General features: G+C 67.6%; 27 protein-coding genes and 1 pseudogene. 23 read left to right on the forward strand and 5 right to left on the reverse strand.

The window, feature by feature from the left end:
• The first annotated feature begins 120 nt into the window (after positions 1 to 120).
• Positions 121 to 1,269 (forward strand): metallophosphoesterase, encoded by a 1,149-nt coding sequence (locus HWX25_RS17685; RefSeq protein ID WP_175909419.1) that lies wholly within the window; start codon positions 121 to 123, stop codon positions 1,267 to 1,269.
• Between the two features lie 6 nt (positions 1,270 to 1,275).
• Here HWX25_RS17685 and HWX25_RS17690 read toward each other — a convergent pair whose 3' ends face one another.
• Positions 1,276 to 1,860, reverse strand: coding sequence for a malonic semialdehyde reductase (locus tag HWX25_RS17690; RefSeq protein WP_059526477.1), 585 nt, complete (start codon positions 1,858 to 1,860; stop codon positions 1,276 to 1,278).
• 252 nt (positions 1,861 to 2,112) lie between these two features.
• Between HWX25_RS17690 and HWX25_RS17695 the strand changes: the two genes are divergently transcribed.
• From HWX25_RS17695 to HWX25_RS17705, 3 genes are all read left to right on the forward strand, one after another.
• Positions 2,113 to 2,718: an alpha-ketoglutarate-dependent dioxygenase AlkB gene (locus tag HWX25_RS17695; RefSeq protein ID WP_175909421.1), complete on the forward strand. Its 606-nt coding sequence runs from the start codon at positions 2,113 to 2,115 to the stop codon at positions 2,716 to 2,718.
• 317 nt (positions 2,719 to 3,035) lie between these two features.
• Complete coding sequence (locus HWX25_RS17700; protein WP_044843168.1) at positions 3,036 to 3,242, forward strand: hypothetical protein; 207 nt, start codon at positions 3,036 to 3,038, stop codon at positions 3,240 to 3,242.
• A gap of 352 nt (positions 3,243 to 3,594) precedes the next feature.
• Positions 3,595 to 4,539, forward strand: a complete 945-nt coding sequence (locus HWX25_RS17705; RefSeq protein ID WP_175909423.1) for an IclR family transcriptional regulator — start codon at positions 3,595 to 3,597, stop codon at positions 4,537 to 4,539.
• A gap of 112 nt (positions 4,540 to 4,651) precedes the next feature.
• Here the strand turns inward: HWX25_RS17705 and HWX25_RS17710 are convergent, their stop codons facing one another.
• Positions 4,652 to 5,731, reverse strand: a complete 1,080-nt coding sequence (locus tag HWX25_RS17710) for a porin (RefSeq protein ID WP_175909425.1) — start codon at positions 5,729 to 5,731, stop codon at positions 4,652 to 4,654.
• A gap of 449 nt (positions 5,732 to 6,180) precedes the next feature.
• Between HWX25_RS17710 and HWX25_RS17715 the strand changes: the two genes are divergently transcribed.
• The 16 genes and pseudogenes from HWX25_RS17715 (at position 6,181) to HWX25_RS17790 (ending at position 20,316) form a co-directional block, all read left to right on the forward strand.
• The gene (locus HWX25_RS17715; RefSeq protein ID WP_006758060.1) at positions 6,181 to 6,498 is read left to right on the forward strand and encodes a non-heme iron oxygenase ferredoxin subunit; all 318 of its coding nucleotides are present in this window, start codon (positions 6,181 to 6,183) and stop codon (positions 6,496 to 6,498) included.
• 1 nt (position 6,499) lies between these two features.
• Positions 6,500 to 6,811 (forward strand): recombinase-like helix-turn-helix domain-containing protein, encoded by a 312-nt coding sequence (locus HWX25_RS17720; RefSeq protein ID WP_059526461.1) that lies wholly within the window; start codon positions 6,500 to 6,502, stop codon positions 6,809 to 6,811.
• A 54-nt stretch (positions 6,812 to 6,865) separates the two neighbouring features.
• The gene (locus HWX25_RS17725; protein WP_059819338.1) at positions 6,866 to 7,936 is read left to right on the forward strand and encodes an aromatic ring-hydroxylating dioxygenase subunit alpha; all 1,071 of its coding nucleotides are present in this window, start codon (positions 6,866 to 6,868) and stop codon (positions 7,934 to 7,936) included.
• Positions 7,929 to 8,699, forward strand: a complete 771-nt coding sequence (locus tag HWX25_RS17730) for an SDR family oxidoreductase (protein WP_175909427.1) — start codon at positions 7,929 to 7,931, stop codon at positions 8,697 to 8,699. Before HWX25_RS17725 ends, HWX25_RS17730 begins: the two co-directional genes overlap by 8 nt.
• A 34-nt stretch (positions 8,700 to 8,733) precedes the next feature.
• Entirely contained in the window at positions 8,734 to 9,261 is a 528-nt protein-coding gene (locus tag HWX25_RS17735; RefSeq protein ID WP_059526452.1) for a cupin domain-containing protein, read from the forward strand.
• Positions 9,262 to 9,279: 18 nt separating this feature from the next.
• On the forward strand, positions 9,280 to 10,176 hold the full coding sequence (locus tag HWX25_RS17740; RefSeq protein ID WP_175909429.1) for an alpha/beta fold hydrolase: 897 nt from the start codon (positions 9,280 to 9,282) through the stop codon (positions 10,174 to 10,176).
• Positions 10,173 to 11,030 (forward strand): IclR family transcriptional regulator, encoded by an 858-nt coding sequence (locus HWX25_RS17745; RefSeq protein ID WP_059819336.1) that lies wholly within the window; start codon positions 10,173 to 10,175, stop codon positions 11,028 to 11,030. The genes HWX25_RS17740 and HWX25_RS17745 overlap by 4 nt, the downstream gene beginning before the upstream one ends.
• Complete coding sequence (locus tag HWX25_RS17750; RefSeq protein WP_175909430.1) at positions 11,027 to 11,824, forward strand: SDR family oxidoreductase; 798 nt, start codon at positions 11,027 to 11,029, stop codon at positions 11,822 to 11,824. The genes HWX25_RS17745 and HWX25_RS17750 overlap by 4 nt, the downstream gene beginning before the upstream one ends.
• Positions 11,817 to 13,487, forward strand: a complete 1,671-nt coding sequence (locus HWX25_RS17755; protein ID WP_059819335.1) for a thiamine pyrophosphate-binding protein — start codon at positions 11,817 to 11,819, stop codon at positions 13,485 to 13,487. The genes HWX25_RS17750 and HWX25_RS17755 overlap by 8 nt, the downstream gene beginning before the upstream one ends.
• Positions 13,480 to 14,307, forward strand: a complete 828-nt coding sequence (locus tag HWX25_RS17760) for an aspartate dehydrogenase (RefSeq protein ID WP_175909432.1) — start codon at positions 13,480 to 13,482, stop codon at positions 14,305 to 14,307. The genes HWX25_RS17755 and HWX25_RS17760 overlap by 8 nt, the downstream gene beginning before the upstream one ends.
• Before the next feature lie 89 nt (positions 14,308 to 14,396).
• Positions 14,397 to 15,887: an aldehyde dehydrogenase gene (locus HWX25_RS17765; RefSeq protein WP_175909434.1), complete on the forward strand. Its 1,491-nt coding sequence runs from the start codon at positions 14,397 to 14,399 to the stop codon at positions 15,885 to 15,887.
• 18 nt (positions 15,888 to 15,905) lie between these two features.
• On the forward strand, positions 15,906 to 16,868 hold the full coding sequence (locus HWX25_RS17770) for a VOC family protein (RefSeq protein ID WP_059698302.1): 963 nt from the start codon (positions 15,906 to 15,908) through the stop codon (positions 16,866 to 16,868).
• Entirely contained in the window at positions 16,865 to 18,109 is a 1,245-nt protein-coding gene (locus HWX25_RS17775; protein ID WP_175909436.1) for an FAD-dependent oxidoreductase, read from the forward strand. Before HWX25_RS17770 ends, HWX25_RS17775 begins: the two co-directional genes overlap by 4 nt.
• A 28-nt stretch (positions 18,110 to 18,137) precedes the next feature.
• Positions 18,138 to 19,538 carry an MFS transporter gene (locus HWX25_RS17780; protein ID WP_059819331.1) on the forward strand — a complete coding sequence of 467 codons (1,401 nt, stop codon included), beginning with the start codon at positions 18,138 to 18,140 and terminating at the stop codon, positions 19,536 to 19,538.
• Positions 19,539 to 19,618: 80 nt separating this feature from the next.
• Positions 19,619 to 19,795, forward strand: a pseudogene (locus tag HWX25_RS17785) (hypothetical protein); the annotation flags it as partial.
• 119 nt (positions 19,796 to 19,914) lie between these two features.
• Positions 19,915 to 20,316 carry a PPC domain-containing DNA-binding protein gene (locus HWX25_RS17790; protein WP_175909543.1) on the forward strand — a complete coding sequence of 134 codons (402 nt, stop codon included), beginning with the start codon at positions 19,915 to 19,917 and terminating at the stop codon, positions 20,314 to 20,316.
• 36 nt (positions 20,317 to 20,352) lie between these two features.
• On the opposite strand, the gene HWX25_RS17795 is transcribed toward HWX25_RS17790, so the two are convergent.
• From HWX25_RS17795 to HWX25_RS17805, 3 genes are all read right to left on the reverse strand, one after another.
• Complete coding sequence (locus HWX25_RS17795; protein WP_175909438.1) at positions 20,353 to 21,639, reverse strand: divalent metal cation transporter; 1,287 nt, start codon at positions 21,637 to 21,639, stop codon at positions 20,353 to 20,355.
• A 230-nt stretch (positions 21,640 to 21,869) separates the two neighbouring features.
• Positions 21,870 to 22,118 (reverse strand): adhesin, encoded by a 249-nt coding sequence (locus HWX25_RS17800; RefSeq protein ID WP_175909439.1) that lies wholly within the window; start codon positions 22,116 to 22,118, stop codon positions 21,870 to 21,872.
• A 469-nt stretch (positions 22,119 to 22,587) separates the two neighbouring features.
• Positions 22,588 to 23,022 carry a universal stress protein gene (locus HWX25_RS17805; RefSeq protein WP_059526413.1) on the reverse strand — a complete coding sequence of 145 codons (435 nt, stop codon included), beginning with the start codon at positions 23,020 to 23,022 and terminating at the stop codon, positions 22,588 to 22,590.
• A 415-nt stretch (positions 23,023 to 23,437) separates the two neighbouring features.
• Between HWX25_RS17805 and HWX25_RS17810 the strand changes: the two genes are divergently transcribed.
• From HWX25_RS17810 to HWX25_RS17820, 3 genes are all read left to right on the forward strand, one after another.
• Complete coding sequence (locus HWX25_RS17810; protein ID WP_059819326.1) at positions 23,438 to 24,922, forward strand: amidase; 1,485 nt, start codon at positions 23,438 to 23,440, stop codon at positions 24,920 to 24,922.
• 246 nt (positions 24,923 to 25,168) lie between these two features.
• Positions 25,169 to 25,864: a hypothetical protein gene (locus HWX25_RS17815; RefSeq protein WP_059526404.1), complete on the forward strand. Its 696-nt coding sequence runs from the start codon at positions 25,169 to 25,171 to the stop codon at positions 25,862 to 25,864.
• Between the two features lie 141 nt (positions 25,865 to 26,005).
• A complete protein-coding gene (locus HWX25_RS17820) occupies positions 26,006 to 26,839 on the forward strand; it encodes an arylamine N-acetyltransferase (RefSeq protein ID WP_175909441.1) in 834 nt (277 codons plus the stop codon).
• Positions 26,840 to 26,851 lie beyond the last annotated feature (12 nt).

Below are 26,851 nucleotides of genomic sequence, written 5' to 3' on the forward strand. Positions count from 1 at the left end.
GGCCGGTATCTGTGTACCATCGTGCGAAGAGCGCGACGCGTGACGTGTGACGAGGCCTGACGGCACGGTCCCGTCCGATGCGCGGCGCGGAAGCGGTACCGCAACGAGGAAGAGTGTTCCATGCGAAGTTTCTTTGTCCGGTTCATTGCGATCGGCGTGCTGTTCCACTTGTACGTCGGGCTGCGGATCATTCCCGACGCCTTCGCGTCGCCGCTCGCGCGCACGATCGCGGCGTTGGTGCTGGCGAGCTTCGTCGTGCTGATTCCGGTCGGCATGTTCTCGCGCCGCTTCGACGAAGGCTGGGCAGCGACGCTGGCCGGCTGGGCCGGTTCGATCGCGATGGGCTTCTTTTCGTCGCTGCTGGTGCTGACGTTCCTGCGCGAGCCGGTGCTGCTCGGCGTCGTCGCATGGCGGCATCTGGGACATGACGGCGCCTGGAGCGGCGCGGCATCCGACACGGCGCTCGGCGTGCTGGCGGGCGCGGTGCTGATCAGCGCGATCGGATTCGTCGGCGCGCGCCGCACGGCCGCGGTCAAGCGCGTGTCGATTCCGGTCGACGGGCTGCCGGCCGCGCTCGACGGCCTGACGATCGTGCAACTGTCGGACATTCACGTCGGGCCGACGATCAAGCGGCCCTATATCGAGCGGATCGTGCGCGCGGTCAATGCGCTCGAGGCCGATCTCGTCGTCTTGACGGGCGACGTGGTCGACGGCTCGGTCAAGCGGCTGCGCGAGCACACGGCGCCGCTCGGCCGCATGCAGTCGCGGCACGGCAGCTTCCTCGTGACGGGCAACCACGAGTATTACGCCGGCGCGCACGCATGGATTGACGAGTTCCGGCGGATCGGTTTGACGGTGCTGCTCAACGAGCACGTGCTGATCGAGCACGACGGCGCGCGCGCGGTGCTCGCGGGCGTCACCGATTTCACGGCGGGCGGGTTCGATCCCGAACATCGCAGCGACCCCGAGCAGGCGCTCGCAGGCGCGCCGCACGACGTCGCCACGAAGATCCTGCTCGCGCACCAGCCGCGCAGCGCGGAAGCGGCGAGCCGCGCCGGGTTCACCGTGCAACTGTCCGGCCATACGCACGGCGGCCAGTTCCTGCCGTGGCCGCCGTTCGTGCGCCTGCAGCAGCCGGTGATCGGCGGGCTGAACCGGTTCGGCGCGATGTGGCTGTACACCAGCCGCGGCACCGGCTACTGGGGGCCGCCGAACCGTTTCGGCGTGCCGTCCGAAATCACGCTGATCCGGTTGGCGCGCGGCCGCTAGCGCGCGTCAGACGATGCGCGCGATATCGTCGAAATCGAAGCGCGGGCTGCGCGGGAACAGGCCCGCCGGGTCGCCGTAGCCGAGGTTCACGAGGAAGTTGGTGCGGATCGCGGTGCCGGCGAAGAATTCGGCATCGACCTTGGCGGCATCGAAGCCCGACATCGGGCCCGCGTCGAGGCCGAGCGCGCGCGCGGCGAGGATCAGGTACGCGCCCTGCAGCGACGCGTTGCGGAACGCCGTGGCTTCGATCAGCGCGTCGTTGCCGGCGAACCAGCTGCGCGCGTCGGCGTGCGGGAACAGGCGCGGCAGGTGCTCGTGGAACGCGAAGTCCATGCCGACGATCACGGTGACGGGCGCGGCCATCGTCTTCGCGAGATTGCCTTCGGACAGCGCCGGTTTCAGGCGCGCCTTCGCTTCGGCCGACTTGACGAACACGAAGCGCGCGGGACTCGAGTTCGCCGACGTCGGGCCGAATTTCGTCAGGTCGATCAGCCGGTGCAGCAGCGCATCGTCGACGGGTTTGTCCTGCCAGGCATTGTGGGTGCGCGCGGTGCGGAACAACTGGTCGAGGGCGGAATCGGAGAGCGTCATGGCGGGTCCTGGAAGAAATCGGCCGGGTCGCGCCGGCCGGCATTGCGGAAGAACGCAGCGTCCTGGATAAGGACGCGCTGCGACACGGCGCGATGATAGCGTGGCACGCGAAAACGCACCGGCTTCGAGATCGGCGATTCGAGCGCCCGGGCGTGTGACGCGCCGGAATGACAGCGCATGGCGGCGCGCGTCGCCGTTGGCTACCATGCAGGCATGGTTCGCCCGCATCGTTCACGCCTGCCTGATTCCGACATGTCGACGCCCGATCTTTTCGCCGATACGCCCGCGCCCGACGTGGACTGGTACCCGGACTGGCTCGCGCCGGCCGAGGCCGATCGCGTGCTGGCCGCGCTGATCGACGAGGTCGCGTGGCGGCAGGACACGATCCGCACGCCACGCGGACGCATTCCGCTGCCGCGGCTCACCGCGTGGCAGGGCGAGCCCGACGCCGTCTACGTGTATTCGGGAATCCGCAACGTGCCCGCGCCGTGGACGCCGGCCGTGCTCGACCTGAAGCGTGCCGTCGAGGCGATCTGCGGCGCGCGTTTCAACAGCGTGCTGCTCAATCGTTATCGCAACGGGCAGGACAGTCTCGGCTGGCATGCGGACAACGAGCCGGAGCTCGGCGACGCGCCGGTGATCGCGTCGGTCAGCCTTGGCGCGATGCGCGTGTTCGATCTGCGTCATCGTGCGACCGGCGTCGTGCATGCGTACCGGCTGACGCATGGCAGCCTGCTGGTGATGCGCGGCCGCACGCAGGCCGAATGGCAGCATCGCGTGCCGAAGGCGCCGGCCGTGCAGGGCGAGCGGGTCAACCTGACGTTCCGGCGGGTGGTGACGGCCGAGGCGGGCACGTAAGCGCGCCGATCGAAGGGTTTACTACCCGGGGTCGCGACCCGTTTTTAAACCGATCCGATTGATCGACCGTCCATGCGGCACGTTGCCGCACACGTGGCGTACGCGCGGCGGAAATAGGCCCGTGAGGCCCGTGCCATAAGGATTTCAGGTGGATTTCATCGACCGCCGGGTTCTGATAGGCAGGTGTAAGCCCTGATGGTGCGTCGCAACATTCCTTGACTAGACTGTCGAATGGCTGAAACGCGCCGCGAATCGGCGCATCTTTTCGACATGCCCGACGCGTGGCCGATGCGACGCGCAGGGCAGGAGCACAACCCTTGACCGTACTGGACTCATCCCTCGAACCCTCGCTGCACGTCTTCGAACAAGACGGCGGATGGCAATGGGCGCTGACGGTGAAGCGGGCATCCGGCGTCGGTGTGAAAGTCGTCGCATTCAGCACGGACGGCTTCCGCGGCGAAGCCGACGCCTATGCCGCCGGCCAGCTCGCGCGCGCCGAGTATGACGCAGCAGTGACGGCCTGAACGCCGTCGCGCCGATCCCGTTCGCGGATCGGCGCGGTCGCTCGTTTCCATTCGTTTCCTTTCGCGCATTGGCCGGGGCAGTGGCGCCCGACGCCCCCGAACGCATATCGAGCATTGCCGGTTGCCAGCCGCCGCACCCGGCGACGTTCCGGTGGGCAGTCCTGTCTATCGCTGTTATTCTTTCGATCGCATCAGGCTATATGCCGCCTCGGCGGTCCGGTCGGGCGCATCGGACCGTCGGCCGCGTGAGCCGGATCGTGTTGATCCGGTCCGGTCGAAAATCCATAATCAAGCATTGCGGGTCTTTCGTGAACGCTTCCATTCCGTCCATGTGCAGAGGGTCAATCCAACGATGAGCGGCGCATCGAAACCGCCGGCGAAGCCGGCAAGCGCGCCGCGCGCGACAGCGGGCGACGACGTCGACCACGACGCGCCGAAGCAGGGCGCGGGCGACGACGAATCGTCCGGCGGCGCGTCGTCGTATCTGGTCCCGGGCCTCGAACGCGGGCTGCGGATCCTCGCCGAATTCTCCGCGCGCGAGCCGGTGCTCGGCGCGCCCGAGCTGTCGAAGCGCATCGGCATCCCGCGCACGACCACCTTCCGCCTGCTGCAGACGCTCGAGGCGCTCGGCTTTCTTGAGCGCGTGAACGGCGACCGCTATTTCCGGCTCGGCGTCGGTGTGCTGCGGCTCGGCTTCGAATACCTGAATTCGCTGGAACTGACCGATCTCGGTACGCCCGTGCTCGAACGGCTGCGCGACGCGACGGGCCTGTCCACGCACCTGCTGATCCGCGACCAGCGCGATGTCGTGTTCGTCGCGAAGGCGCAGAGCAACACATCGATGTTCGGTTCGGTGAAGGTGCACGTCGGCACGCGGCTGCCCGCGCACGCGACCGTGCACGGCCATGTGCTGATGGGCGACCTCACGCGCGACGCGTTGCGCCAGCTGTATCCGGAAAAACGGCTCGAACAGTTCACCGAGCGCACGCCTGGCACGGTCGACGAGCTGTACGAGCGCATGCGTCACTACGCGCGGCTCGGCTATGCGGTCAGCGAGGCCGCGTTCGAGAGCGGCATCTCGGCCGTGACTGCGCCAGTGCGCGACCATTCGGGCGCGATCGTCGCGGCGATCACCGCGACGGTGCCGCGCTCGGAGATCGGCGAGGCCGGCGAGAAAGAGCGGCTCGTCGAAGCGGTGTGCGGTGCGGCGGTCGACCTGTCGCAGCGCCTGAACTACCGGCCGCTCGAAAGCGACCCGACGTTCGCGCATGCGCGCCACCGGGTCGCGATGTTCTGATCCGCCGCACGGGCCGCGTCGTGCGGCCTTATCGATCCATCGCCAATGAAAAAGAGCAGCCCGCGGGCTGCTCTTTTCGTTTCCGGCCTCGGGCGCGTGCGCCCGTCGCCGCTCAGAACGAATGGTGGATGCCGGTCAGCACGATCACCTGGTTCGCGGTGCTCGACGCGCCGGCCGTGAAGAACGCGGCCTTCGCGCCGCCCGAACCGTGCTCGTACAGCACGTTCGCGTACAGCTGCGTGCGCTTGGACAGCGAATAGATGTCGCCCAGTTCGACCTGCGTCCAGCGGCGGCCGGCCAGCGTCGTGGTCGCCGCGCCGCCCGCGATCGTGTTGAACGCGCTGCTGCGGTAGTTCACACCTGCGTCGTAGCTCTGGAACGTGTCGGAAAACCCGTTCGACTGCATCTTCGTGCGCGTGTAGAGGCCGTGCACGAGGAAGTCGCCGAACTGGTAGGACGCGCCCGCGCCGATGTTCTCGACCTTGTTCGCGAGGTAGCCGTTCGCGGTGTTCTGCCCCTGGAACGACGTGATGCCCGTCTGGCCGATCAGGATCGCGCGGTCGTGCTCGTTCGAATACACGGCCGACGCCTTGAGCGGCCCGTTCGCATAGTTCAGTGCGACACCGACCGACTTGCCGGTCGAGAAGTTCGTCGTGTTGCCGAGCGCCATCGCCGCTGCGGCCGAGAAGCCGGCGAAGCTCGGCGAACGGTACTTGACCGCGTTGTTGTACGGCACGTTGCCGGTCGCGGCGAGCCCGTCGATGTTGCCCGGGTGGAACGCATACCAGCTCATCGCGAGATACGCGGTGCTGAGCGGATCGAGGTAGTCGAACGACAGCGGCGTCTGCCGGCCGAGCGTCAGCGTGCCGTAGCGGTCGGAACTGAGGCCGACGAACGCCGCGCGGTTCCAGATCGTGTTCGCGGTCGCGAACTGGCCGTTGTTCGTATAGAAGCCGTTTTCCAGCTGGAAGATCGCCGACAGGCCGCCGCCGAGGTCTTCCTTGCCTTTCAGGCCCCACCGGTCGGGCTGCGTGTTGCCCTGGATCATTGCCCACTTCGCATGGCCGCCGACGTTGTTCACATAGGCGACGCCGGCATCCATGCTGCCGTACAGCACCACGCTGCTCTGTGCCCAGGCGCCCGAGACCGCGCCCATTCCGATGATTGCTGCTGCTACCGCATGCTTGACCATTTGATCTCCTGACTCTCCAAACCTGATGAGAAACGTGCCGTGGCGGCGGGCACGAGGACGGCCGGCCGTCGCGCGCTTTCTTCACCACCGGCGGGCATTTTTGTGTTCCATATAAGGAACAACGTGCCTCTGATGGAATGGAGTATAGAGGTGTCACGCAAAGTATCAAAAATAAATTTATCGGGCCTGATGGGCTTGAAGACGATCCGCAACAGCAGTTCGAGAATCCTGGAAATCGGGCTTAAATCCCCGCAATAAAACAAAAAATCACAATTGGCGCGGGTGACGGGGCCGACCGTCGACCGGGCGGTCGGTGTTTTCCCTAGGACGTGCAGCTTTTTGTTTTACTCGTGGAAAGTCGCTCCTATAATCACCATCCATAAACTGCTGTTCCGGATATGGAACAAATCCGGAGCGAACCGAGAGTCGATCAGAAGGAAGGGTGTGAGATGTCTGAACAATGGGTTTGTGCCGGGCACGCCGGCGCGCTGTCGGAAGACACGCCGATCGAGTTCAAGCGGACCGACGGCGTCGAAATCGGGATCTACCGCGTCGGCGACGAGGTGTATGCGCTCGAGAACGTGTGCCCGCATGCATACGCGCTGCTGACGCAGGGGTTCGTCGACGAAGGCACGGTCGAATGCCCGCTGCACGAGGCCGTGTTCGACATCAAGACGGGCGAATGCCTGAAGGGCCCGGGCGGGCGCGCGCTGAAGCAGTACGCGGTGCGGCTGGCCGGCGAGGAAATCCAGATCAAGGTGGAATGACATGAAAGAAGCGACCGTCAACTTCAATCCCTTCCTGAAGCCGTGGGTGGCGCCGCAGCCGAACAACGTCGCCGGCAAAGGGCAGATCGAGATCCCGGGCCAGGTCGAGAACCGCGTCTGGCAGAACCGCAAGGCCGAACCGACCCAATATGAAAACGACCTCGGCGATGCGCTCGAACGCGTGTTCGAGAGCGGCGCGACCGAGCTGGACGATGTCGTCGCGGGCCTGAACCGCATCGGCTTCCGCGCGCCGGACGGCACGGCGTGGACGCCTGAGCGCTTCCGCGCCGAAATGGCCTCGCTGGCGGAATGAGCGCACGCGCCGCGTGACCGCCGACCCGACGACAACCGCATCCGGAGCACACTGATGACGTCCCCCGCACAACACGAAACACAACACGACCCGGTCCGCGACTATCTCGATCGCGGCATCAAGAACTACTGGTATCCCGTCGCCCCGAGCTGGCAGGTGTCGAACGCGCCCGTCGGCCTCACGCGCCTGTCCGAGCAGATCGTGCTGTGGCGCGATCACGAGGGCAAGGTTCACGCGCTGGAAGATCGCTGCCCGCATCGCGGCGCGCGCCTGTCGCTGGGCTGGAACCTCGGCGGCAACATCGCCTGCTGGTATCACGGCATCGAAGTCGACGGCGGCGGCACCGTCAATCGCGTGCCGGCGGTCGCGAACTGTCCGCTCGAAGGCATGAAGTGCGTGAAGTCGTATCCGGTCGAGGAGAAGGCCGGGGCGATCTTCCTGTGGTTCGGCGACGAGGCGCATGGCGAGCCGGCGCCGCTGAACCTGCCGGAAGAACTGGTGGCCGACGAATACGGCCACTTCCTGTGCGTGTCGAACTGGAAGTGCAATTACCAGTACGCGATCGACAACGTGATGGACCCGATGCACGGCGCATACCTCCACGCGACGTCGCACTCGATGGCCGAAGGCGACAAGCAGGCCGACATGCGCGTGCGCAAGACGGAAACGGGCCTGATGTTCGAGAAGATCGGCCAGCGCGACGTGAACTTCGACTGGGTCGAGCTCGGCGAAACGGGCTGCCTGTGGATGCGTCTCGCGATTCCGTACAAGCAGAAGTTCGGCCCGGGCGGCAACTTCGGGATCATCGGTTTCGCGACGCCGGTCGACGGCGACAATTGCCAGGTCTACTTCTGGCGCACCCGCAAGGTCAGCGGCTGGCAGCGCGACGTGTGGCGCTTCATGTATCGCAACCGCCTCGAGGGCCTGCACTGGGACGTGCTCGAGCAGGACCGCTACGTCCTCGAAAGCCTTGCGCCGCACGCGCGCGATCACGAATACCTGTACCAGCACGACGTCGGCATCACGCGCGTGCGCCGGATGCTGCGCCAGCGCGCGCAGGAGCACCTGTCCGCGCTCGACGCGCACCGTGCGGCGCAGGCCGCGGCGGAGCCCGCGAATGGCTGAGTTCGCACCGGTAGTGTCGCTGCCGGGGCGCCGCGTGCTCGTCACGGGCGGCGCGCGCGGTCTGGGCGCGGCATTCGTGAAGGCGCTGGTCGCCGCGGGCGCGCGGGTCGCGTTCGGCGACGTGCTCGTCGAAGAGGGCCGTGCGCTGGCCGCGCAACTCTCGCAAGCCGGCCACACCGCGCATTTCTTCGCGCTCGACCTGGCCGATCCGGCGAGCGTCGACGCATTCGTCGCGCAGGGCGCGGCGGCGCTCGGCGGCGTCGATGCGCTGATCAACAACGCGGCGATCACGAACTCGGGCGGCAAGCTGTCGACGGAACTCGACGTGTCGACCTGGGATGCCGTGATGAACGTGAACGTGCGCGGCGTGTGGCTCGTCAGCAATGCGGCGCTGCCGCACCTCGCGCAGTCGGGGCGCGGCGCGATCGTGAACCTCGCATCGGACACCGCGCTCTGGGGCGCGCCGAAGCTCCTCGCGTACGTCGCCAGCAAGGGCGCCGTGATCGCGATGACGCATGCGCAGGCACGCGAGTTCGGCGCGCACGGCGTGACGGTCAACGCGATCGCGCCGGGGCTCACCGAAGTCGAGGCGACGGCCTACGTGCCGGCCGAACGGCACGCGTTCTACATGCAGGGCCGCGCGCTGACGCGCGCGCAGGTGCCCGACGACGTGACGGGCCCCGTGCTGTTCCTGCTGTCGGACGGCGCGCGCTTCGTGACGGGTCAACTGCTGCCGGTGAACGGCGGCTTCGTAATGAATTGAATTGAAGTTTTCACTCTGAATGAAGGAGAGGACGATGGCGGACGCAGATCTCGAACGCAAGTCGTGGGACCAGCCGGACGGCGCAAGCTTCGGCGACTGGATGGAAGGGCGTGTCGCGCGCTACGCGACGCGGCGCTACGACTGGGACGCGCTGAAGTTCCAGGCCGACTACGACCCGAAGTACCGCCGTGCGCAGATGCGCTACGTCGGCACGGGCGGCACCGGCGTCGCGAAGGACGTCAACACGGTGCCGGCCGGCAACTTCACGTTTTCGACGATGGTCATTCCGGCCGGCAACATCGGCCCGAGCCACATCCACATCGACGTCGAGGAAATCTTCTTCGTGCTGCGCGGCAAGATGAAGGTGATCTGCGAGCGCGACGGCGAGACCTGGGAAGCGATCCTCGGCGAGCGCGACCTGATCTCGGTGCCGCCGGGCGTGTATCGCACGGAAATCAACATCGGCGAGGAAGACGCGCTGATGTGTGTGATGCTCGGTTCGCCGAAGCCCATCACGCCGACGTATCCGCCGGATTCGCCGCTCGCGAAGATCAAGCGCTGAGACGGGGCGGAGCAAGCAATGAGTGTCATCGACAAACGTGAACGCGACCGCACCGCGGCGTTCGCCGCGCTGCTCGGGCAGTTTCCCGAACAGCGCTGCGCGGCCGGCGCGGCGGGCACGATCGGTTATCGCGAGGCCGGCGCGCAACATGCGGGCCACGCGCTGCCCGTCGTGCTGCTGCACGGGATCGGCTCGGGCGCCGCATCGTGGGTGCGCCAGCTCGACGCGCTCGGCGCGTCGCGGCGCGTGCTCGCGTGGGATGCGCCCGGCTACGGCGTGTCGACGCCCGTGCACGGCGCGTCGCCGGCGGCCGCCGATTACGCGGCGTCGCTGAACGCGTGGCTCGAGGCACTCGGCATCGAACGCTGCGTGCTGGTCGGGCATTCGCTCGGCGCGATCGTCGCGGGCGGGTTGGCCCGCGTGATGCCCGCGCGGATCGCCGGCCTGCTGCTGATCTCGCCCGCGGGCGGTTACGGCAGCGCGCCCGCGGAAACGCGCGACACGCGCCGCGATGCACGCCTTGCCATGCTCGAGGAACTCGGCCCGGCCGGGCTCGCCGAGCAGCGCAGCGGCAACATGCTGTCGGGTTTCGCGAGCGAGGATGCGCGGGCGTGGGTGCGCTGGAACATGGCGCGCATCGTGCCGGCCGGCTATGCACAGGCCACGCATCTGCTCGCGAACGCCGATCTCGCGTCCGATCTCGCCGGCTTTCGTGGCCGCACCGCGGTGGCGGTCGGCGCGAACGACGCGATCACGCCGCCTGCCGCGTGCGAGCGCATCGCAGCGGCCGCGCACGTCGGATTGCAGGTGATTCCGCAGGCCGGTCATGCGGGTTATGTGGAAGCACCGGCGGTTTATTCGTCGCTGATCGACACGTTCTGCCGCCAATGCGATCGCCAACGGGGGCTGGAATGAGCGAACCGTTGCAACAACAGGACGCGGACGCCGCGAAGTCCGAGGCCAACTACGTGGTGCCGGGCCTCGAACGCGGTTTGCGAATCCTCGCCGAATTTTCGCCGCGCGAGCCGGTGCTCGGCGCGCCGGAGTTGTCCAAGCGGCTCGGCATTCCGCGCACGACGGTGTTCCGTCTGCTGCAGACGCTCGAATCGCTCGGCTTTCTCGAGCGCGCGGACAAGGATCGCAATTACAAGCTCGGCATCGCCGTGCTGCGGCTCGGCTTCGAATACCTGAGCTCGCTCGAGCTGACCGATCTCGGCCTGCCGGTGATCGAGAGCCTGCGCGACGCGACCGGCTTCACGACGCACATCGTGATCCGCGATGGCCGCGACGTGGTGTTCGTCGCGAAGGCGCAGAGCCAGTCGCCGGTGTTCAGCTCGATTCGCGTGAACGTCGGCACGCGGCTGCCCGCGCATGCGACAACTCACGGCCACGTGCTGATGGGCGACCTGTCGCTTCAGGCGCTGCGCGCGCTGTATCCGGAAGGCACGCTGAACCGGATGACGAGCGCGACGCCGGAGACGGTCGATGCGCTGTACGAAGTGATCCGCGAGGATGCGCTGCGCGGCTACGGCGTCAGCAATTCGTCGTTCGAACGCGGCATTTCGGTGGTCACGGCGCCGGTGCGAAACGACACGCAGCGGATCGTCGCGTGCATCACGGTGACGGTGCCTCGGCCGGAGATCGACGCGGCGCTGATCGCCGACGGCCTGATCGACAAGGTGCAGCGCGCGGCGGCGGAACTGTCGCGGCGGCTCAATTACCGCTCGGATGACGAGCACACGTTTATGAAGGCTTTAGGACTCCGATGATCCAGATCGATCTGACCGGGCAGGTGGCGGTGGTGACGGGCGGCTCGTCCGGCATCGGCCTCGCGACTGCCGAGCGGTTCCTGCAGGCCGGCGCGTCGGTCGCGATTTGCGGCCGTGACGGCGAACGCCTCGCGCGCGCGCAAGCGCTGCTCGGCGAGAAATATCCGGGCGCGCAACTGCTCGCCGTGCGCTGCAACGTGCTCGACGAAGCCGATGTGGCCGCGTTCGCGCAGGCCGTGTCAGACCGCTTCGGCCGCGCCGACATGCTGGTCAACAACGCGGGCCAGGGCCGCGTGTCGACCTTCGCCGACACGACCGACGACGCATGGCGCGAAGAGCTCGAACTGAAGTACTTCAGCATCATCCGCCCGACGCGCGCATTCCTGCCGCTGCTGCGCGACGCGCAGGCGCCGACGATCACCTGCGTGAATTCGCTGCTCGCGCTACAGCCGGAGCCGCACATGGTCGCGACGTCGTCGGCGCGCGCGGGCGTGCTGAGCCTCGTGAAGTCGCTCGCGACCGAACTCGCGCCGCAGCGCATCCGCGTGAACTCGATCCTGATCGGCATCGTCGAGTCGGGTCAGTGGCGCCGCCGCTACGAAGCACAGGCGCAGGCCGGCGAAAGCTGGGAGGACTGGACGGGCGCGCTTGCCCGCAAGAAGAACATTCCGCTGAACCGCTTCGGCAAGCCTGACGAGGCCGCCTGGGCACTTTTTTATCTCGCAACGCATCTGTCGTCCTATACGACGGGCAGCCATATCGACGTTTCTGGAGGCTTTGCACGCCATGTCTAAAAAAACCACGGTTGGCGAGCTGATTGCCGCCTTTCTCGAGCAGTGCGACGTCAAAACCGCATTCGGTGTCATCTCGATCCACAACATGCCGATCCTCGACGCGATCAACTCGCGCGGCAACATCCGGTATGTCGGCGCGCGCGGTGAAGCCGGCGCGGTGAACATGGCCGACGGCCTGGCCCGCGTGTCGGGCGGCCTCGGCGTCGCATTCACGAGCACGGGCACGGCGGCGGGCAACGCGGCCGGCGCGATGGTCGAGGCGCTGACGGCCGGCACGGCGCTGCTGCACATCACGGGGCAGATCGAGACGCCGTATCTCGATCAGGATCTGGCCTACATCCACGAAGCGCCGGATCAGCTCACGATGCTCGACGCGATCTCGAAGGCCGCGTTCCGCGTGCGCACGGTCGAGACCGTGCTGCCGACGATCCGCGAAGCGGTGCGCATCGCGCAGACCGCGCCGACGGGCCCCGTGTCGGTCGAGATTCCGATCGACATCCAGGCCGCCGAAATCGAATGGCCGGAAGACCTCGCACCCGCGCACGTAGCGGTGCGCGAGCACGACGCAGCACGCGTCGCGAAGCTCGCCGACGCGCTGGCGGCCAAGCGCCGTCCGCTGTTGTGGATCGGCGGCGGTGCGCGCCACGCCCGTGCGGAAGTCGAACGCCTGGTGAAGCTCGGCTTCGGCGTCGTGACCAGCGTGCAGGGCCGCGGCGTGCTGCCGGAAGATCATCCGGCGACGCTCGGCGCGTTCAACGTGCATGCGTCCGTCGAGGCGTTCTACAAGACCTGCGACGCGCTCGTCGTGGTCGGCTCGCGCCTGCGCGGCAACGAGACGCTGAAGTACAAGCTCGCGCTGCCGCAGCCGCTGTTCCGCATCGACGCTGACGCGCTCGCCGACAACCGCGGCTATCGCAACGAGCTGTTCGTGCACGGCGATTCGAAGCGCGTGCTGGCCGAGCTGGCCGATCGCCTCGAAGGCCGCCTGTCCGTCGATCCGCGGTTCGCGTCCGATCTCGCGGCGGCGCGCGAGCAGGCCGTCGCCAGCGTGTCGGAAGGCCTCGGGCCCTACAAGAAGCTGGTCGATACGCTGCAGGGCGCGGTGGGCCGCGACTACAACTGGGTGCGCGACGTAACGATCTCGAACAGCACGTGGGGCAACCGCCTGCTGAAGATCTTCGAACCGCGCGCGGGCGTGCATGCGCTCGGCGGCGGCATCGGCCAGGGCATCCAGATGGGCATCGGCGCGGCGCTGGCCGGCGCGGCGGCGAAGACGGTCTGCCTGGTCGGCGACGGCGGCCTGATGGTCAACGTCGGCGAGCTCGTGACGGCCGTGCAGGAAAACGCGAACGTGATGATCGTGCTGATGAACGATCAGTGCTACGGCGTGATCCGCAACATCCAGGACGCGCACTATGGCGGCCGCCGCTGCTTCGTGCAGTTGCACCAGCCGGATTTCGCGCAGTTCTGCGCAAGTTTCGGCCTCACGCACTACCGAATCTCGTCGCTCGACCAAGCCGAAGCGATCGTGCGCGAAGGAATCGCGAAGGAAGGGCCGGTGATGGTCGAGGTCGACATGTTGTCGGTCGGCTCGTTCGCATCGGCATTCGCGGGCCCGCCGGTGAAGAAGGAAGAAACGCCGTCGGAGCGGCAGTATGCGTAACGGCCACGCCCGCGGGCATGAGCCCGTCGACATCGCGATGATCGGCTTCGGCGCGATCGGTGCGGCCGTGTATCGCGCGGTCGAGCACGACGCCTCGTTGCGCGTCGCGCACGTGATCGTGCCCGAGCACCAGCGCGACGCGGTGCAGCGTGAGCTCGGCGGCGCGGTGGAGGTCGTGTCGTCGGTCGACGCACTGGCCCGCCGCCCCGAGTTCGCGCTCGAGTGCGCGGGTCACAGCGCGCTCGTCGATCACGTCGTGCCGCTGCTGAAGGCCGGCACCGATTGCGCGGTGGCATCGATCGGCGCGCTGTCCGACCTCGCGCTGCTCGACGTGCTGTCGCAGGCCGCCGACGAAGGCGACGCGACGCTGACGCTGCTGTCCGGCGCGATCGGCGGAATCGACGCGCTGGCGTCGGCGAAGCAGGGCGGGCTCGACGAGGTGCTGTACGTCGGCCGCAAGCCGCCGCTCGGCTGGCTCGGCACACCCGCCGAGGCGTTGTGCGACTTGCGCGCGATGACCGAAGAGAAGGTCATCTTCGAAGGCACCGCACGCGACGCCGCGCGGCTGTATCCGAAGAACGCGAATGTCGCGGCGACGGTCGCGCTCGCGGGCCTCGGCCTCGACGCGACGCGCGTGCGCCTGATCGCCGATCCGGCCGTCGCGCGCAACGTGCACCGCATCACCGCACGCGGCGCGTTCGGCGAGATGTCGCTCGAAATGAGCGGCAAGCCGTTGCCCGACAACCCGAAGACGTCCGCGTTGACCGCGTACAGCGCGATTCGCGCGCTGCGCAACCGCGCGGCCCGCTGCGTAATCTGAGCGGGCGACGCAGCCATTCGGGCCATTGAACGGCCGCCGGCGCCACGGCGCGGGCGGCTGCGCAGAGACAGATTTGTGGGACTTGTGACATGACTCCATTCGATACGAGCCTCGTACCCAACGGCGACATCCTGATCGGCGGCGAGTGGCGGCGCGGTCGCGGCGCGCCTTACGCGAGCATCTATCCGGCCGACCAGTCGCTGAACATGGAAGTATCGACGGCGAACGCGGAAGACGCGGCCGAAGCCGTCGTGGCCGCCGACGCCGCGTGGCGCCGCGCGGACTGGGCCGGCCTCAAGCCGCACCAGCGCGCGCTGGTGCTGTACCGGATCGCCGACCTGATCATGCAGCGTCACGAGGCGCTCGCGAACCTGCAGCGCCGCGACAACGGCAAGCCGATCGGCGAGACGCGCGTGCTGGTGGCGAGCGCTGCCAACACGTTCCGCTATTTCGCGGCGTGCCTGGAAACGCTCGACGAAGAATTGACGCCGTCGCGCGGCGACTACCTGACGATGAGCGTGCACGAGCCGATCGGCGTGATCGCGGCGATCACGCCGTGGAACTCGCCGATCGCATCCGACGCGCAGAAGCTCGCGCCGGCGCTCGCCGGCGGCAACGCGGTGGTGCTCAAGCCGGCCGAAGTCACGCCGCTCGTGTCGCTCGCGCTGGCCCGCATCTGCGAGGAGGCCGGCGTGCCGAAGGGCGTGCTGAGCGTGCTGCCGGGCAAGGGCTCGGTGATCGGCGACGTGCTGGTGCGCCATCCGCTCGTGAAGAAGGTGTCGTTTACCGGCGGCACCGAAGTGGGCCGCGGCATCGCGCGCATCGCGGCGGAAAAGCTGATGCCCGTGTCGCTGGAGCTCGGCGGCAAGTCGCCGACGATCGTGTGCGACGACGCGGATCTCGACCACGCGGTCAACGGCGTGCTGTACGGCATCTTCAGTTCGTCGGGCGAGGCGTGCATCGCGGGTTCGCGGTTGTTCGTGCAGCGCTCGGTGTACGACGAATTCATGAAGCGGCTGGTGGCCGGCGCGCGCAAGCTGCGCGTGGGCGACCCGACGCGGCCCGACACACAGATGGGCCCGCTGATCACCGCGAAGCATCGCGAATCGGTGGAGCGCTACGTCGCGCTCGGGCTGGAGGAAGGCGGCCGTCTGCTGTGCGGCGGCGAGCGTCCGTCGGGCGACGGGCGCGAGGACGGCTTCTTCTACCAGCCGACGATTCTCGAAGGCTTGCCGAACAGCGCGCGCATCTGCCAGGAGGAAATCTTCGGACCGGTGCTGGTCGCGATGCCGTTCGACGACGAAGCGTCGCTGATCGCGCAGGCGAACGACAGCGTGTTCGGCCTCGCCGCCGGCATCTGGACGCGCGACTACAAGCGCGCATGGCGCATCGCGCGCGCGCTCGAGACGGGCACCGTCTGGATCAACACGTACAAGCTGTTCTCGATCTCCACGCCGTTCTCGGGCTGGAAGGAGAGCGGGATGGGCCGCGAGAAGGGCCGTCTCGGCATCCGCGAGTACATGCAGCAGAAGAGCCTCTACTGGGGCTTGAACGACGCGCCGCTGCCGTGGGCGAACTGAGCGAAGGGGAATGACGCAATGAGCATCTTGGGTATCGAGCAGATCACGTACGGTGTCGACGACCTCGCGACGTGCCGGCGCTTTTTCGCCGACTGGGGGCTGAAGGAAGTCGCGCACGACGACACGCGCGCACGCTTCGAAACGCTGAACGGCTGCACCGTGCTGGTCGTCAAGGCCGACGATCCGTCGCTGCCGCCTGCGTTCGAAGCGGGCCCGACGCTGCGCGAAGTCACTTGGGGCGTCGCGACGCAGCAGGAAGTCGACGCGCTGCGCGCGAAACTGGCCGGCCAGCCCGGCTATTACGCGCAGGACGATGCGGTCGGTTGCATCGACCCGAACGGCATGGCGATCCGCATCGAGGTGACGCGCAAGCGCGCGCTCGACATCACCGGCTCGCCGTCGAACGTGTGGGGCCGGACGGCGCGGGTCGACCAGCCGAGCCCGATCTATGCGCGCGCCGAGCCGGTCGAGGTCGGCCACGTCGTGTTCTTCACGAACTGCCTCGACGCGCAGGAAAAGTTCTATCACGAGCTGCTCGGCTTCGAGACGTCGGATCGCTATCCGGGCCGCGGCGCGTTCATGCGCTGCGCGCCGCACGGCGGCCACCATGACCTGTTCCTGCTCGCGTTGCCGAACGGAAAGCGCGGCCTGAACCATGTCGCGTTCACCGTGCGCGATATCCACGAAGTGTTCGGCGGCGGCATGCACATCGACCGCTGCGGCTGGGAAACGCAACTCGGCCCGGGGCGTCATCCGGTGTCGTCCGCGTACTTCTGGTACTTCCAGAATCCGGCCGGCGCGTTGATCGAGTACTACGCGGACGAGGACGTGCTGACGCCCGAATGGCAGCCGCGCGAATTCGAACCGGGCCCGACCGTGTTCGCCGAATGGGCCGTCGACGGCGGCCTCGACGGCAATACGCGCAGGCAAAAGAACGCGAAGGCGCCGGAAGGCAAGTTCATGACGGAGCGCAAATCATGACCGAAGCGAACACGCAAGCGCCGGCCGTGCCGGGCACGGTCGTCGTGGTCGGCGGCGGCCAGGCCGCTGGCTGGGTGCTGAAGACGCTGCGCGCGGAAGGGTTCGCGGGCCGTCTCGTGATGATCGCGGACGAGCCGCACCTGCCGTACGAGCGCCCGCCGCTGTCGAAAGCCGTGCTGGCGGGCGACGCCGACATCGAAACGGTGCGCGTCGTGCGCCCTGACGAATTCGACGCGCTGAACGTCGAGGCGTGGCAGCCGGAACGCGCGGCGTCGATCGACCGTGCGCGCCGCGTGGTGAAGACCGAAAGCGGCCTCGTGATCGAATACGACCGTCTCGTGATCGCGACCGGCGGAACGTCGCGTCGCTTGCCCGACGCTATCGTCAGGACGCCGAATCTGCACTACCTGCGCACGCTCGACGAAGCGGCCGCGCTCGGCGAGAAGCTGCGTGCGAGCCAGCGTGTGCTCGTGATCGGCGGCGGCTGGATCGGCCTCGAAGTCGCCGCGACCGCACGCAAGCTCGGGGTCGAAGCGGTCGTCGTCGAAGGCGCGCCGCGTCTGTGCGGGCGTTCGGTGCCGCAGATCGTGTCGGATTTCCTGCTCGACCTGCATCGCGCGAACGGTGTCGACGTGCGCCTCGGCGCGGCGCTCGCATCGCTCGACGCGCAACCGGACGACGCGTCGAAGGTGCGCGCGACCCTCGCCGACGGCACGACGATCGATGCGGATTTCGCGGTGGCCGGCATCGGCCTCGCGCTGAACGCGACGCTGGCGAGCGACGCGGGCCTGGCGATCGACGACGGCATCGTCGTCGACGAATTCGGCGCGACCAGCGATCCGGCGATCTTCGCGTGCGGCGACGTTGCGAACCATCACAACGGCTGGCTGAAGCGGCGCGTGCGGCTCGAATCGTGGGCGAACGCGCAGAACCAGGCGATCGCGGCCGCGAAGGCCGTGCTCGGCGTGCGCGCGCCGTACGCGGAGATTCCGTGGTTCTGGTCCGATCAGTACGACGTGAACCTGCAGATCCTCGGCGATCTGCCGGCCGACGCGCAGCTCGTCGTGCGCGGCGATATCGCCGCGCGACGCGCGACGCTGTTTTTCGTAGGCGATGGGCATGTGAGAGGTGTCATCGCCATCAACAACGCACGCGAGCTCAAGCTCGCACGCAAGTGGATGAACCAGGGCCGGGCAGTGGATACGGAAGCCCTGGCGGACACGACCAAAGCGCTTGCCTGACCGGCGAACGATCCAGGAGACACCCCGCATGAGCACTTTCGACAACGTCGTGGCCGGCAGGGCCACGATGGAAGCTGCCGCCTCCACGCCCGGCGCGATCATCGCGCGACTCGAGCGGCTTCCGGCCAACGCGATGCAGATTCGTGCACGCGTGCTGATCGGCACCGCCACGTTCTTCGACGGCTTCGACGTGATCACGATCGCGGCGACGCTGCCGCTGCTGATTCACAAGTGGGGGCTGTCGCCGACGCAGATCGGCATGCTGATCGCGTCCGGCGCGATCGGCCAGCTGATCGGCGCGTTCCTGTTTCCCGCGCTCGCGGAGAAGCATGGCCGTGTGAAGGCGATCGCGTGGAGTTCCGCCGTGATCGGCATCACGAGCATCGCGTGCGGTTTCGCGCCGACGTTCGAGGTGTTCGTGCTGCTGCGAATTTTGCAGGGGCTCGGTCTCGGCGGCGAACTGCCGGTCGCGGCCACGTACATCAACGAAATCACGCGTGCGCACGGCCGCGGCCGCTTCGTGCTGTTGTATGAAATCGTGTTTCCGATCGGTCTGCTGGTATCGATGGCGCTGGGCGCATGGCTCGTGCCGCGGTTCGGCTGGGAGATCATGTACTTCGTCGGCGGGCTGCCGTTGATCCTCGCGCTGGTGCTTACGCATCTCGTGCCGGAATCGCCGCGCTGGCTCGCCTCGCGCGGGCGCCTCCCGGAAGCCGGGCGCGCGGTCGGCGTGTTCGAATCGTCGGTGCGCGGCGAACTGCCGCCGGTCACGCAGGTGGCCGCGTACGACGAGATGGTCCGCCAGCACCCGAAGCGCCGGATGAGCGACCTGTTCAGCGCCGCGTATCGCAAGCGCACGCTCGCGGTGGCGACGCTGTGGGCGACCTGCGGGTTCATCCAGTACGGGCTGTCCACGTGGCTGCCGACGATCTACAAGAACTTCTATCACGCGCCGCTGCAGCTCGCGCTGAATCTCGCGGTGATCGGCTCGGTGATGGGCGTGCTCGGTTCGCTCGCGTCCGCGCTGCTGGTCGACAAGCTCGGCCGCAAGCCGGTGATCGTGTGGTCGTTCGTGATGTGCGCGCTGTCGCTGGCGTTCGCGGGCTTCTATCACGCGGCGTCGGTGTATGTCGTCGCGACCTTCTGCTCGCTGTCGCTGGGGCTGATGGCATCGGGCTTCATCACCGCATACGTCTATACGCCGGAGCAGTATCCGACGAGCATCCGTGCGTCGGGCTGCGGGCTCGGCAGCGCGTGGCTGAAGATCGCGTCGTTCGCGGCGCCGATGATCGTGCCGCACGCGATCATCGGCGGCAACCTCGCGCCGGCGTTCTACCTGATCGGCATCGTGCCGCTGATCGCGGCCGTGACCGTTCATTTCGTCGGAATCGAGACGAAGGGGAAAGTGCTCGAAGCGCTGGAAGCGTAAGCGCGGCCGGTCGCAACGGCTGACATGGGAGGCCCGGACATCGTCCGGGCCTTTCTGTTTTCCGGCGCTAGGGTTCGCGCCTGTTCGCGGACAGCTTGCGGCCGCGCTGGTTCGTCGCGGGCGGCACGGGGCTTGCGCCGGTCCTGTCGATGCTCAGGCGCATGGCCGAGTATCAGGAGATGGGCGACGCGCGGGAAATTGCCGTCGCGGCCGGCGTGCCGGATGCGCAATTCGCGAGCGAGCGATTCACTGCGTGATGCGCGTGCCGCACGTTGCGGTGACACAGGTGCGGCGCGTCATCCGGCGGGCGACTTGCCGAATGGCCGGGTCGAACGTACTCTTTGTCGACACCCGGCCCACCCGCAGGTTATCCACCATGCAAGCCCATCCTTTGCGTCTTTCCCCCGGCGACGATCTGCGCGCATCGATCGAGCAGGCGTTGCGTCGGCTCGACGCACACGCGGCATTCGTGATCCAGGGGATCGGCAGCCTGAATGTCGCGCAGCTTCGCTTTGCCGGTGTCGACGCGCCGACCGAACTGCGCGGCGACCTCGAAATCCTGACGCTGGCCGGCTCGGTCTCACCGGACGGCGCACACCTTCATATGTCGGTGTCCGACGCGAACGGCTGCGTAGCGGGCGGACATGTCGCGCGCGGCTGCGTGGTGCGGACGACCGCCGAGATCCTGCTCGTGCTGTTGCCCGCACATCGTTTCTCGCGTGAACCCGATGCAGGGACCGGGTTCGACGAGCTGGTGATTCGTCCGGAGCCAGGCTGATCGTGCGCACGGTCCGGCGCATGTGACCGATGCGGCCTACCCCGGCACGAACACCCCCATCGCCGCGATCGCCATCGCGAGCGTCGCGGCCCAGCCGCCCCACGCCAGCGCGCGCGTCACGGCAAACTTGCCCATGATGCGCCGGCTGCCGGCCATCAGCATCATCACGACCATGATCGGAACGGCGGTGACGCCGTTGATGACCGCACTCCAGTAGAGCGCGCGGATCGGGTCGAAATGCATGAACGTGATCGCGACGCCGCCGACGATCGCCAAGGCGATCACCGCATAGAATTCGGGCGCGACGCCGAGCCGCAGCGCGAGGCTGTTGCGCCAGCGGAAGCTACCTGCGGCCGCATAGGCGGCCGAGCCGGCGAGCACCGGCAAGGCCAGCAGGCCGGTGCCGACGATCCCGAGCGCAAACAGCATGTACGCGAAGTGTCCGGCAATGGGCTCGAGCGCACGCGCGGCGTCGGCGGACGTCTTCACTTCGATGTGGTGCATGTAGAGCGTGGCCGCTGCCGTCAGCGTGATGAAGAACGCAATGACGTTCGATACGCCCATGCCGACCCAGGTATCGAAGTTGATTCGTCGCAACTGCGCGGGCGCCTGATGCGGTGCGCGCCGTAACGCATGCTGGCTCGGCTCCGCATGCAGTTCCTCGACCTCCTGCCACGCCTGCCAGAAAAACAGATACGGGCTGATCGTGGTGCCGAGCACGGCGATGACCGTGGTTAGATAGGCGGCGGTGAACTGGACATGCGGCCGCACGATCGCGCGGCCGACCTCGCCCCAGTGGACGGGCACGATGAGCGCCACCGCGACATACGCGAGCAGGACCAGCGCGATCCATTTGAGCAGACGCGCATAGCGGTCGTACGGCACGAAAATCTGCAGCACGACCGACACGCCGCCCAGGCAGACGACATAGAGTTCCTGAGGGCCATGCAGCAGAAGATTGACCGCCGCGCCCATCGCCGACAGGTCGGCCGCGATGTTTATCACGTTCGCGATCAACAGCAAAGCCACGGCGCTGTAGAGCAACCATGGCGGGTAGTGCGCGCGCATGTTCGACGCGAGGCCCTTGCCCGTCACGCGGCCGATGCGCGCGCTGACCAGCTGGATCGCCGTCATCAGCGGGTAGGTCAGCAGCAGCGACCAGAGCAGTTCGAGTCCGAACTGCGCGCCTGCCTGCGAGTATGTTCCGATGCCTGACGGATCGTCGTCGGCGGCACCGGTGACGAGGCCCGGCCCGAGGCGCCGGAGCCATGTTGCCGCGCGCGGACGCGGCTGCACGGTATCGAGGGACTCGTTGTCGTTCATGGCGGCGACCCGTGGGGAGGGGCAGTCGAGTCGCAATCGGCGTGCCCGGGCCGGGGGGCGGGCGGTGACGGTCGGTCAACGCGCTCTGAATACCGAACGCGGCGCAGCAGAAAACCGGCTTGGCCGATGTGGGGGAAGCCGGGGGATGCGGGAGAAAACGGACTGCGCTCGTGAAAGCGTGCGGCCGGGCAGCGGCGAGAGCGACGCAGCAGGGGCGATACGCGTCGGCGTCAGCGAGCCGCCATCGCAACGTTCCGATCGCCGCGCCCGCTCACCAGGCAGCCGGACATGAACGCCTCGCGCTGGCTGTCGGCGGCCGCGTTGCCGAAGCCGCGGCTGAGCGCGTCGTATTTCACCTGCTCGGCGCCCTGCGAGCACGCCATCGGGCTGGCGTCGCGGCCTTGCGCGTGCAGCAGTGCCCGATCGCCGATCAGGTAGGCCAGCAGCGCGAAAAAGGCGATGTGCACCACTCGTCTCATGATTCGTCTCCTTGTTACGCAAGCGTAACGCGGACACGTTTCGGGAAGCACTTGGGGCTTCCCCCGGTAAACGTCTGCGGAAATGACGGCAGGCCGTGGCGCTCGCATACCGCTTTCTGGCACGCGAACAAGGAAAGGAGCGGTGGCCGGCCGCACCGGCGCGCGATTGACGCGAGTTTGACGAATGTCAGGTTAGGGGCAGGGCGAGACGGTCGCGCCGGCAGTCAAAGCGATAGCATGAATGCATGTTTCAACGGAACGCGATGCGCGGCAAGCGATGGGCGCAGCGGCTCCGGACACAGCAGGTACGTGCCGAACATCGCTATCGAAATAGTGAGGAATCCAAATGCTTAACGTCTCTTCCGTCCTGATCAGTCTCGCGCCGCTGTGGGCCATTCTGCTGATTGCATCTTCCGCCGCGACCTACCTCGTGTTCTGGCGCAAGGTCATCAAGTAAGCGCCGCACCGTTCATCGCACTGCCGTCACCGGCACATTCGAGATCCGCACGAGCCGGTCCATCACGCTGCGACGGAACATCGAGAGCATCGCGTGAAACGGATCTTGCCGCGGCGCGACGACGACGATTTCGTCGCAGCCGGTCTCGGCCGCGACGGCCGCGATCGTGTCGGCCACCGGCCCGACCTTCTTCACGATGCTGTACCGGACACCGGCTTCCCGCAGCACCCGCTCCGCCATCGCCAGATCGTCGCACGCGAACTTGTCCTCGATCGACTGTAGCCGCGACAGCGGGTGAAACGCCTCGAGCCGCGTCGACTCGAGCGGCGCCTGCACGTTGATCAGCACGATTTCGGATGCACAGCGTTCGCGATACAGGAAGGTCGCGTGGCGGACCGCCTGCAGCGAGCGGGGTGAGTGTCCGACCGGAACCAGCAGTTTGAGCATGGAATATGCTCCGTAGTCGAGATGTTCCCAGCGTAGTGCGCCGCCGGATCGCGCGACCTAAATAGATTGGGCGGGCGCGTAAAAATGTCGTCAACTTCCGTCGCCTCGTGTCGCGCCTATTAGAAATATAAGAAATTTTGGTTTATGCGCATAAACGTTTACACCAATCGGCCGGGCGGCAGCCCGAGGCTGGCAGTCGAGCGGCGCACCCCCGCCGATTTAGTCGAATCCTCAATGAATCGCGGCGGAAAATATCGGAGGTCGAGCATCCGGCGTCGCGTAGAGTAGAGCATCGACCGCGCCGCGGCCCGCCGTTGCCTCTTCCCGGCGACATTCCGGCGCCTTCCCGGCCGTTCGCGACGGACCGCCGCCACCATGCGGCCCGCCATTCCATACCGATTCCAGGAGACCTCGCATGCCGCACGGCGCCCCGCAGCTTCTCGCTCCCGCTTCCATTACCGTCGACCCGGTCGTGCGCCTGTCGGCCGGCGAGCTCGCGTCGGCGATCCGCGGCAAGGCGGTTTCGTGCGTCGAGACGATGCGTGCATATCTCGATCACATCGAGCGCGTGAACGGCGCGGTGAACGCACTGGTCTCGCTGCGCGAGCGCGCCGTGCTGCTCGCCGAAGCCGCGGAAAAGGACGCCGCTCTGGCCCGCGGCGAGTATCACGGCTGGCTGCACGGGATGCCGCAGGCGCCGAAGGATCTCGCGATGACCAAAGGGCTGCGGACGACCTACGGCTCGCCGATCTTCCGCGAAAACGTGCCGCAGGCCGACTCGGTCGGCGTCGGGCGAATGCGTGCGGCGGGCGCGATCTTCATCGGCAAGACCAACACGCCGGAATTCGGCCTCGGCTCGCACACGTTCAACGAAATCCACGGCGCGACACGCAATCCGTACGACCTGACGAAGAGCGCGGGCGGCAGCAGCGGCGGCACGGCGGCGGCGCTCGCCGCGCGCATGCTGCCGGTCGCGGACGGCAGCGACTTCGGCGGCTCGCTGCGCAATCCGGCCGCGTTCTGCAACATCTACGGGTTCCGGCCGTCGCAGGGCCGCGTGCCGCGCTGGCCGGGCGTCGACGTGTTCATGCAGCAGCTCGGCATCGAAGGGCCGATGGGCCGCACGGTCGGCGACGTCGCGCAGCTGCTCGCGATTCAGGCCGGCTACGACCCGAACGATCCGCTGTCGCTCGCGGAGGATCCGGCCGTGTTTGCGAAGCCTCTCGACAAGGACCTGCGCGGCGAGCGCATCGCTTGGGTCGGCGACTGGAACGGTTATCTCGCGACCGAGCCGGGCGTGCTCGCGCAGTGCGAAAAGGGCCTCGCGACGCTGCGCGAGATCGGCTGCGACGTCGATGCGGCGCTGCCGGCGTTCGCGCCCGAGCGCATCTGGCGCCTGTGGCTCGCGCATCGGCATCTGTTGTCCGGTGGCGGGCTGCTCGCGCACTATCGCGATCCGGCACGGCGCGCGCTGCTGAAGCCCGAGGCGATCTACGAGGTCGAAGGGCTGCTCGCGATGCAGGGTGCCGAGGTGTTTGACGCGAGCATCGAGCGCACGGCGTGGCACCAGGCGGTGCTGAGTTTCTTCGATCGCTACGACTTCATCGCGGCACCGACCGCGCAGGTGTTCCCGTTCGACGTCGAGCAGCGCTGGCCGAAGGAGATCGCGGGCCGCGCGATGGACACTTACCACCGCTGGATGGAAACGGTCGTGCCGTGGACGCTGGCCGGCTGCCCCGTGATCAGCGTGCCGGTCGGCTTCAACGACGCGGGGCTACCGATGGGGATGCAACTGATCGGCCGGCCGCGCGCGGACCTCGCGGTGCTGCAGCTCGCGCGCGGCTACGAGCAGGCGGCCGACTGGGTCGGCCAGCGTCTGCCGGCGTGGATGGCTGCGTGATGCGCGCTGCGGCGTCGATCGCGGATTCCCGAAACAAGCGCTATTGATGCGGAAAAGGAACGAATCCGGACGCGTGCCCGGCATCGCGCGGCAAACGCGGACGAATGTGCGCGGCGAGTCGGGACGGCCGCGGAATTGCAAGCGGCCGCGGCGCGCGATTTCGTTTCGATGTGTTTCAGTCGTTGCGGCGGCGCGCGACGCGCTTCGACAATATCGGCCTCAATCATTCGGGCACGAGGCAAACAGATGAAGCATATTCGCGTGACGGGCAAGCAGCTGGCATCGGCGGGCATCGCACTCGGCATCCTGCTGGGCGCCAACGGCGCCGCGCATGCGCAGCTCGACCTGCAATCGATCGGCTCGGCGCTGCTCGGCGGCGGGGGGCAGCAACAGGCCGCACCCGCGCAGGGCGGCGTCGCGCAGCTGATGCAGGCATACGTCGGCGCGAATCAGCAGGTGCTGGCCGGCCAGTCGTCGCTCGCGTCGGCGATGGGGCTCACCGGCGCGGCCGGGCAGGCGCAGCAGGCCGCCAGCCTGCTCGGTGGCGGCAACGCGTTGACGCCGGCCGCGCTGTCGCAGATGGGCGGCGCGCAGCAGTCGGTGTCGCAGGCGCTCGGCCAGGCGTTCGCGAGCGGCGGCGCGACGCACGGCCCGGTCGACAAGCAGGCGTTCAGCAACGGCCTCGCATCGCTCGGCCAGGGCCTCACGCAGTATTCGCAGCTGCAATCGGGGCTCGGCAATCTCGGTTCGACCAGCGCCGCATCGCTGCTGCAGTCGGGCCTGAATCCGCAGAACATGCAGGCCGCGTCGTATATCGCGCAGAGCGCACCGGGCCAGTTGCAGTCGCTCGCATCGACGCTCAGCCAGGCCGTGCAGTTCGCGACGAGCCAGGGCATTTCGGTGCCGGCGGTCGCGTCGTCCGCGCTGAAGCTGCTGCCGTAACGTTGCCGCGAACCGCGAACCGCGAACCGCGAACCGCGCGCCGCGGTGCCGGCGGCGCGCGCGGATTCGGGATGGCCCTGCGCAACATGGGGATATCGCGCGATGCTATCGTTGCGTGTTCCCCGTTCCCGGTGCCGGTTCATGACTGACTCGTTCGACCTCCCGCGCTACTTCGCCCGCATTGGCTACGACGGCCCGGCCGAGCCGACGCTCGACGTGCTGCGCCGGCTGCATTTGCTGCATCCGCAGGCGATTCCGTTCGAAAACCTCAATCCGCTGACCGGCGCGCGTGTCGCGCTCGACCTGCCGGCGATCGTCGACAAGGTGATCGGGCGCCGCCGTGGCGGCTACTGCTTCGAACTCAACAAGCTCTTCTACACCGCGCTCACGACGATCGGTTTTCGCGTGACGCCGCTGATCGCGCGCGTGCGCTGGATGCGGCCGCCCGAGATCGTCACCGCGCAGACGCACATGCTGCTGCGCATCGATCTCGACGGCGCGGCGTGGCTCGCGGACATCGGCTTCGGCAGCGCGACGCTGACCGCGCCGCTGCGCTTCGTGCCGGGTGAGCGGCAGATGACGCCGCACGGCGCGTTTCGTGTCGTCGGCGCGCCGGTCGACGGCGAATTCGACATGCAGTTCGAGATCCCCGACGGCTGGCAGACGACTTACCGCTTCTCGCTGAAACCGGCCGAGTGGATCGATTACGACGCCGCGAACTGGTTCACGTCGACCTATCCCGAATCGATCTTCGTGAACGACCTGATTGCCTGCCGCGTGCTGCCAGACGGCCGCGCGGCGCTGTTCAACACCGTGCTGACGCTGCGCGACGCGGCGGGCGCGGGACGCACCGTCACCTTCGACGACGCGGCTGCGTGGGGCGCGTGCCTGCGCGACACGATCGGCATCGATACGACCGGCTTCGATCTCGACGTGCTGTTCGCGCGGGTGGCGGCGCGGGTGAACTCGATATAAACACGTTGGAGC

The organism is Burkholderia sp. BCC1640 (assembly GCF_902833125.1).
GTDB classification, from domain to species: domain Bacteria; phylum Pseudomonadota; class Gammaproteobacteria; order Burkholderiales; family Burkholderiaceae; genus Burkholderia; species Burkholderia diffusa.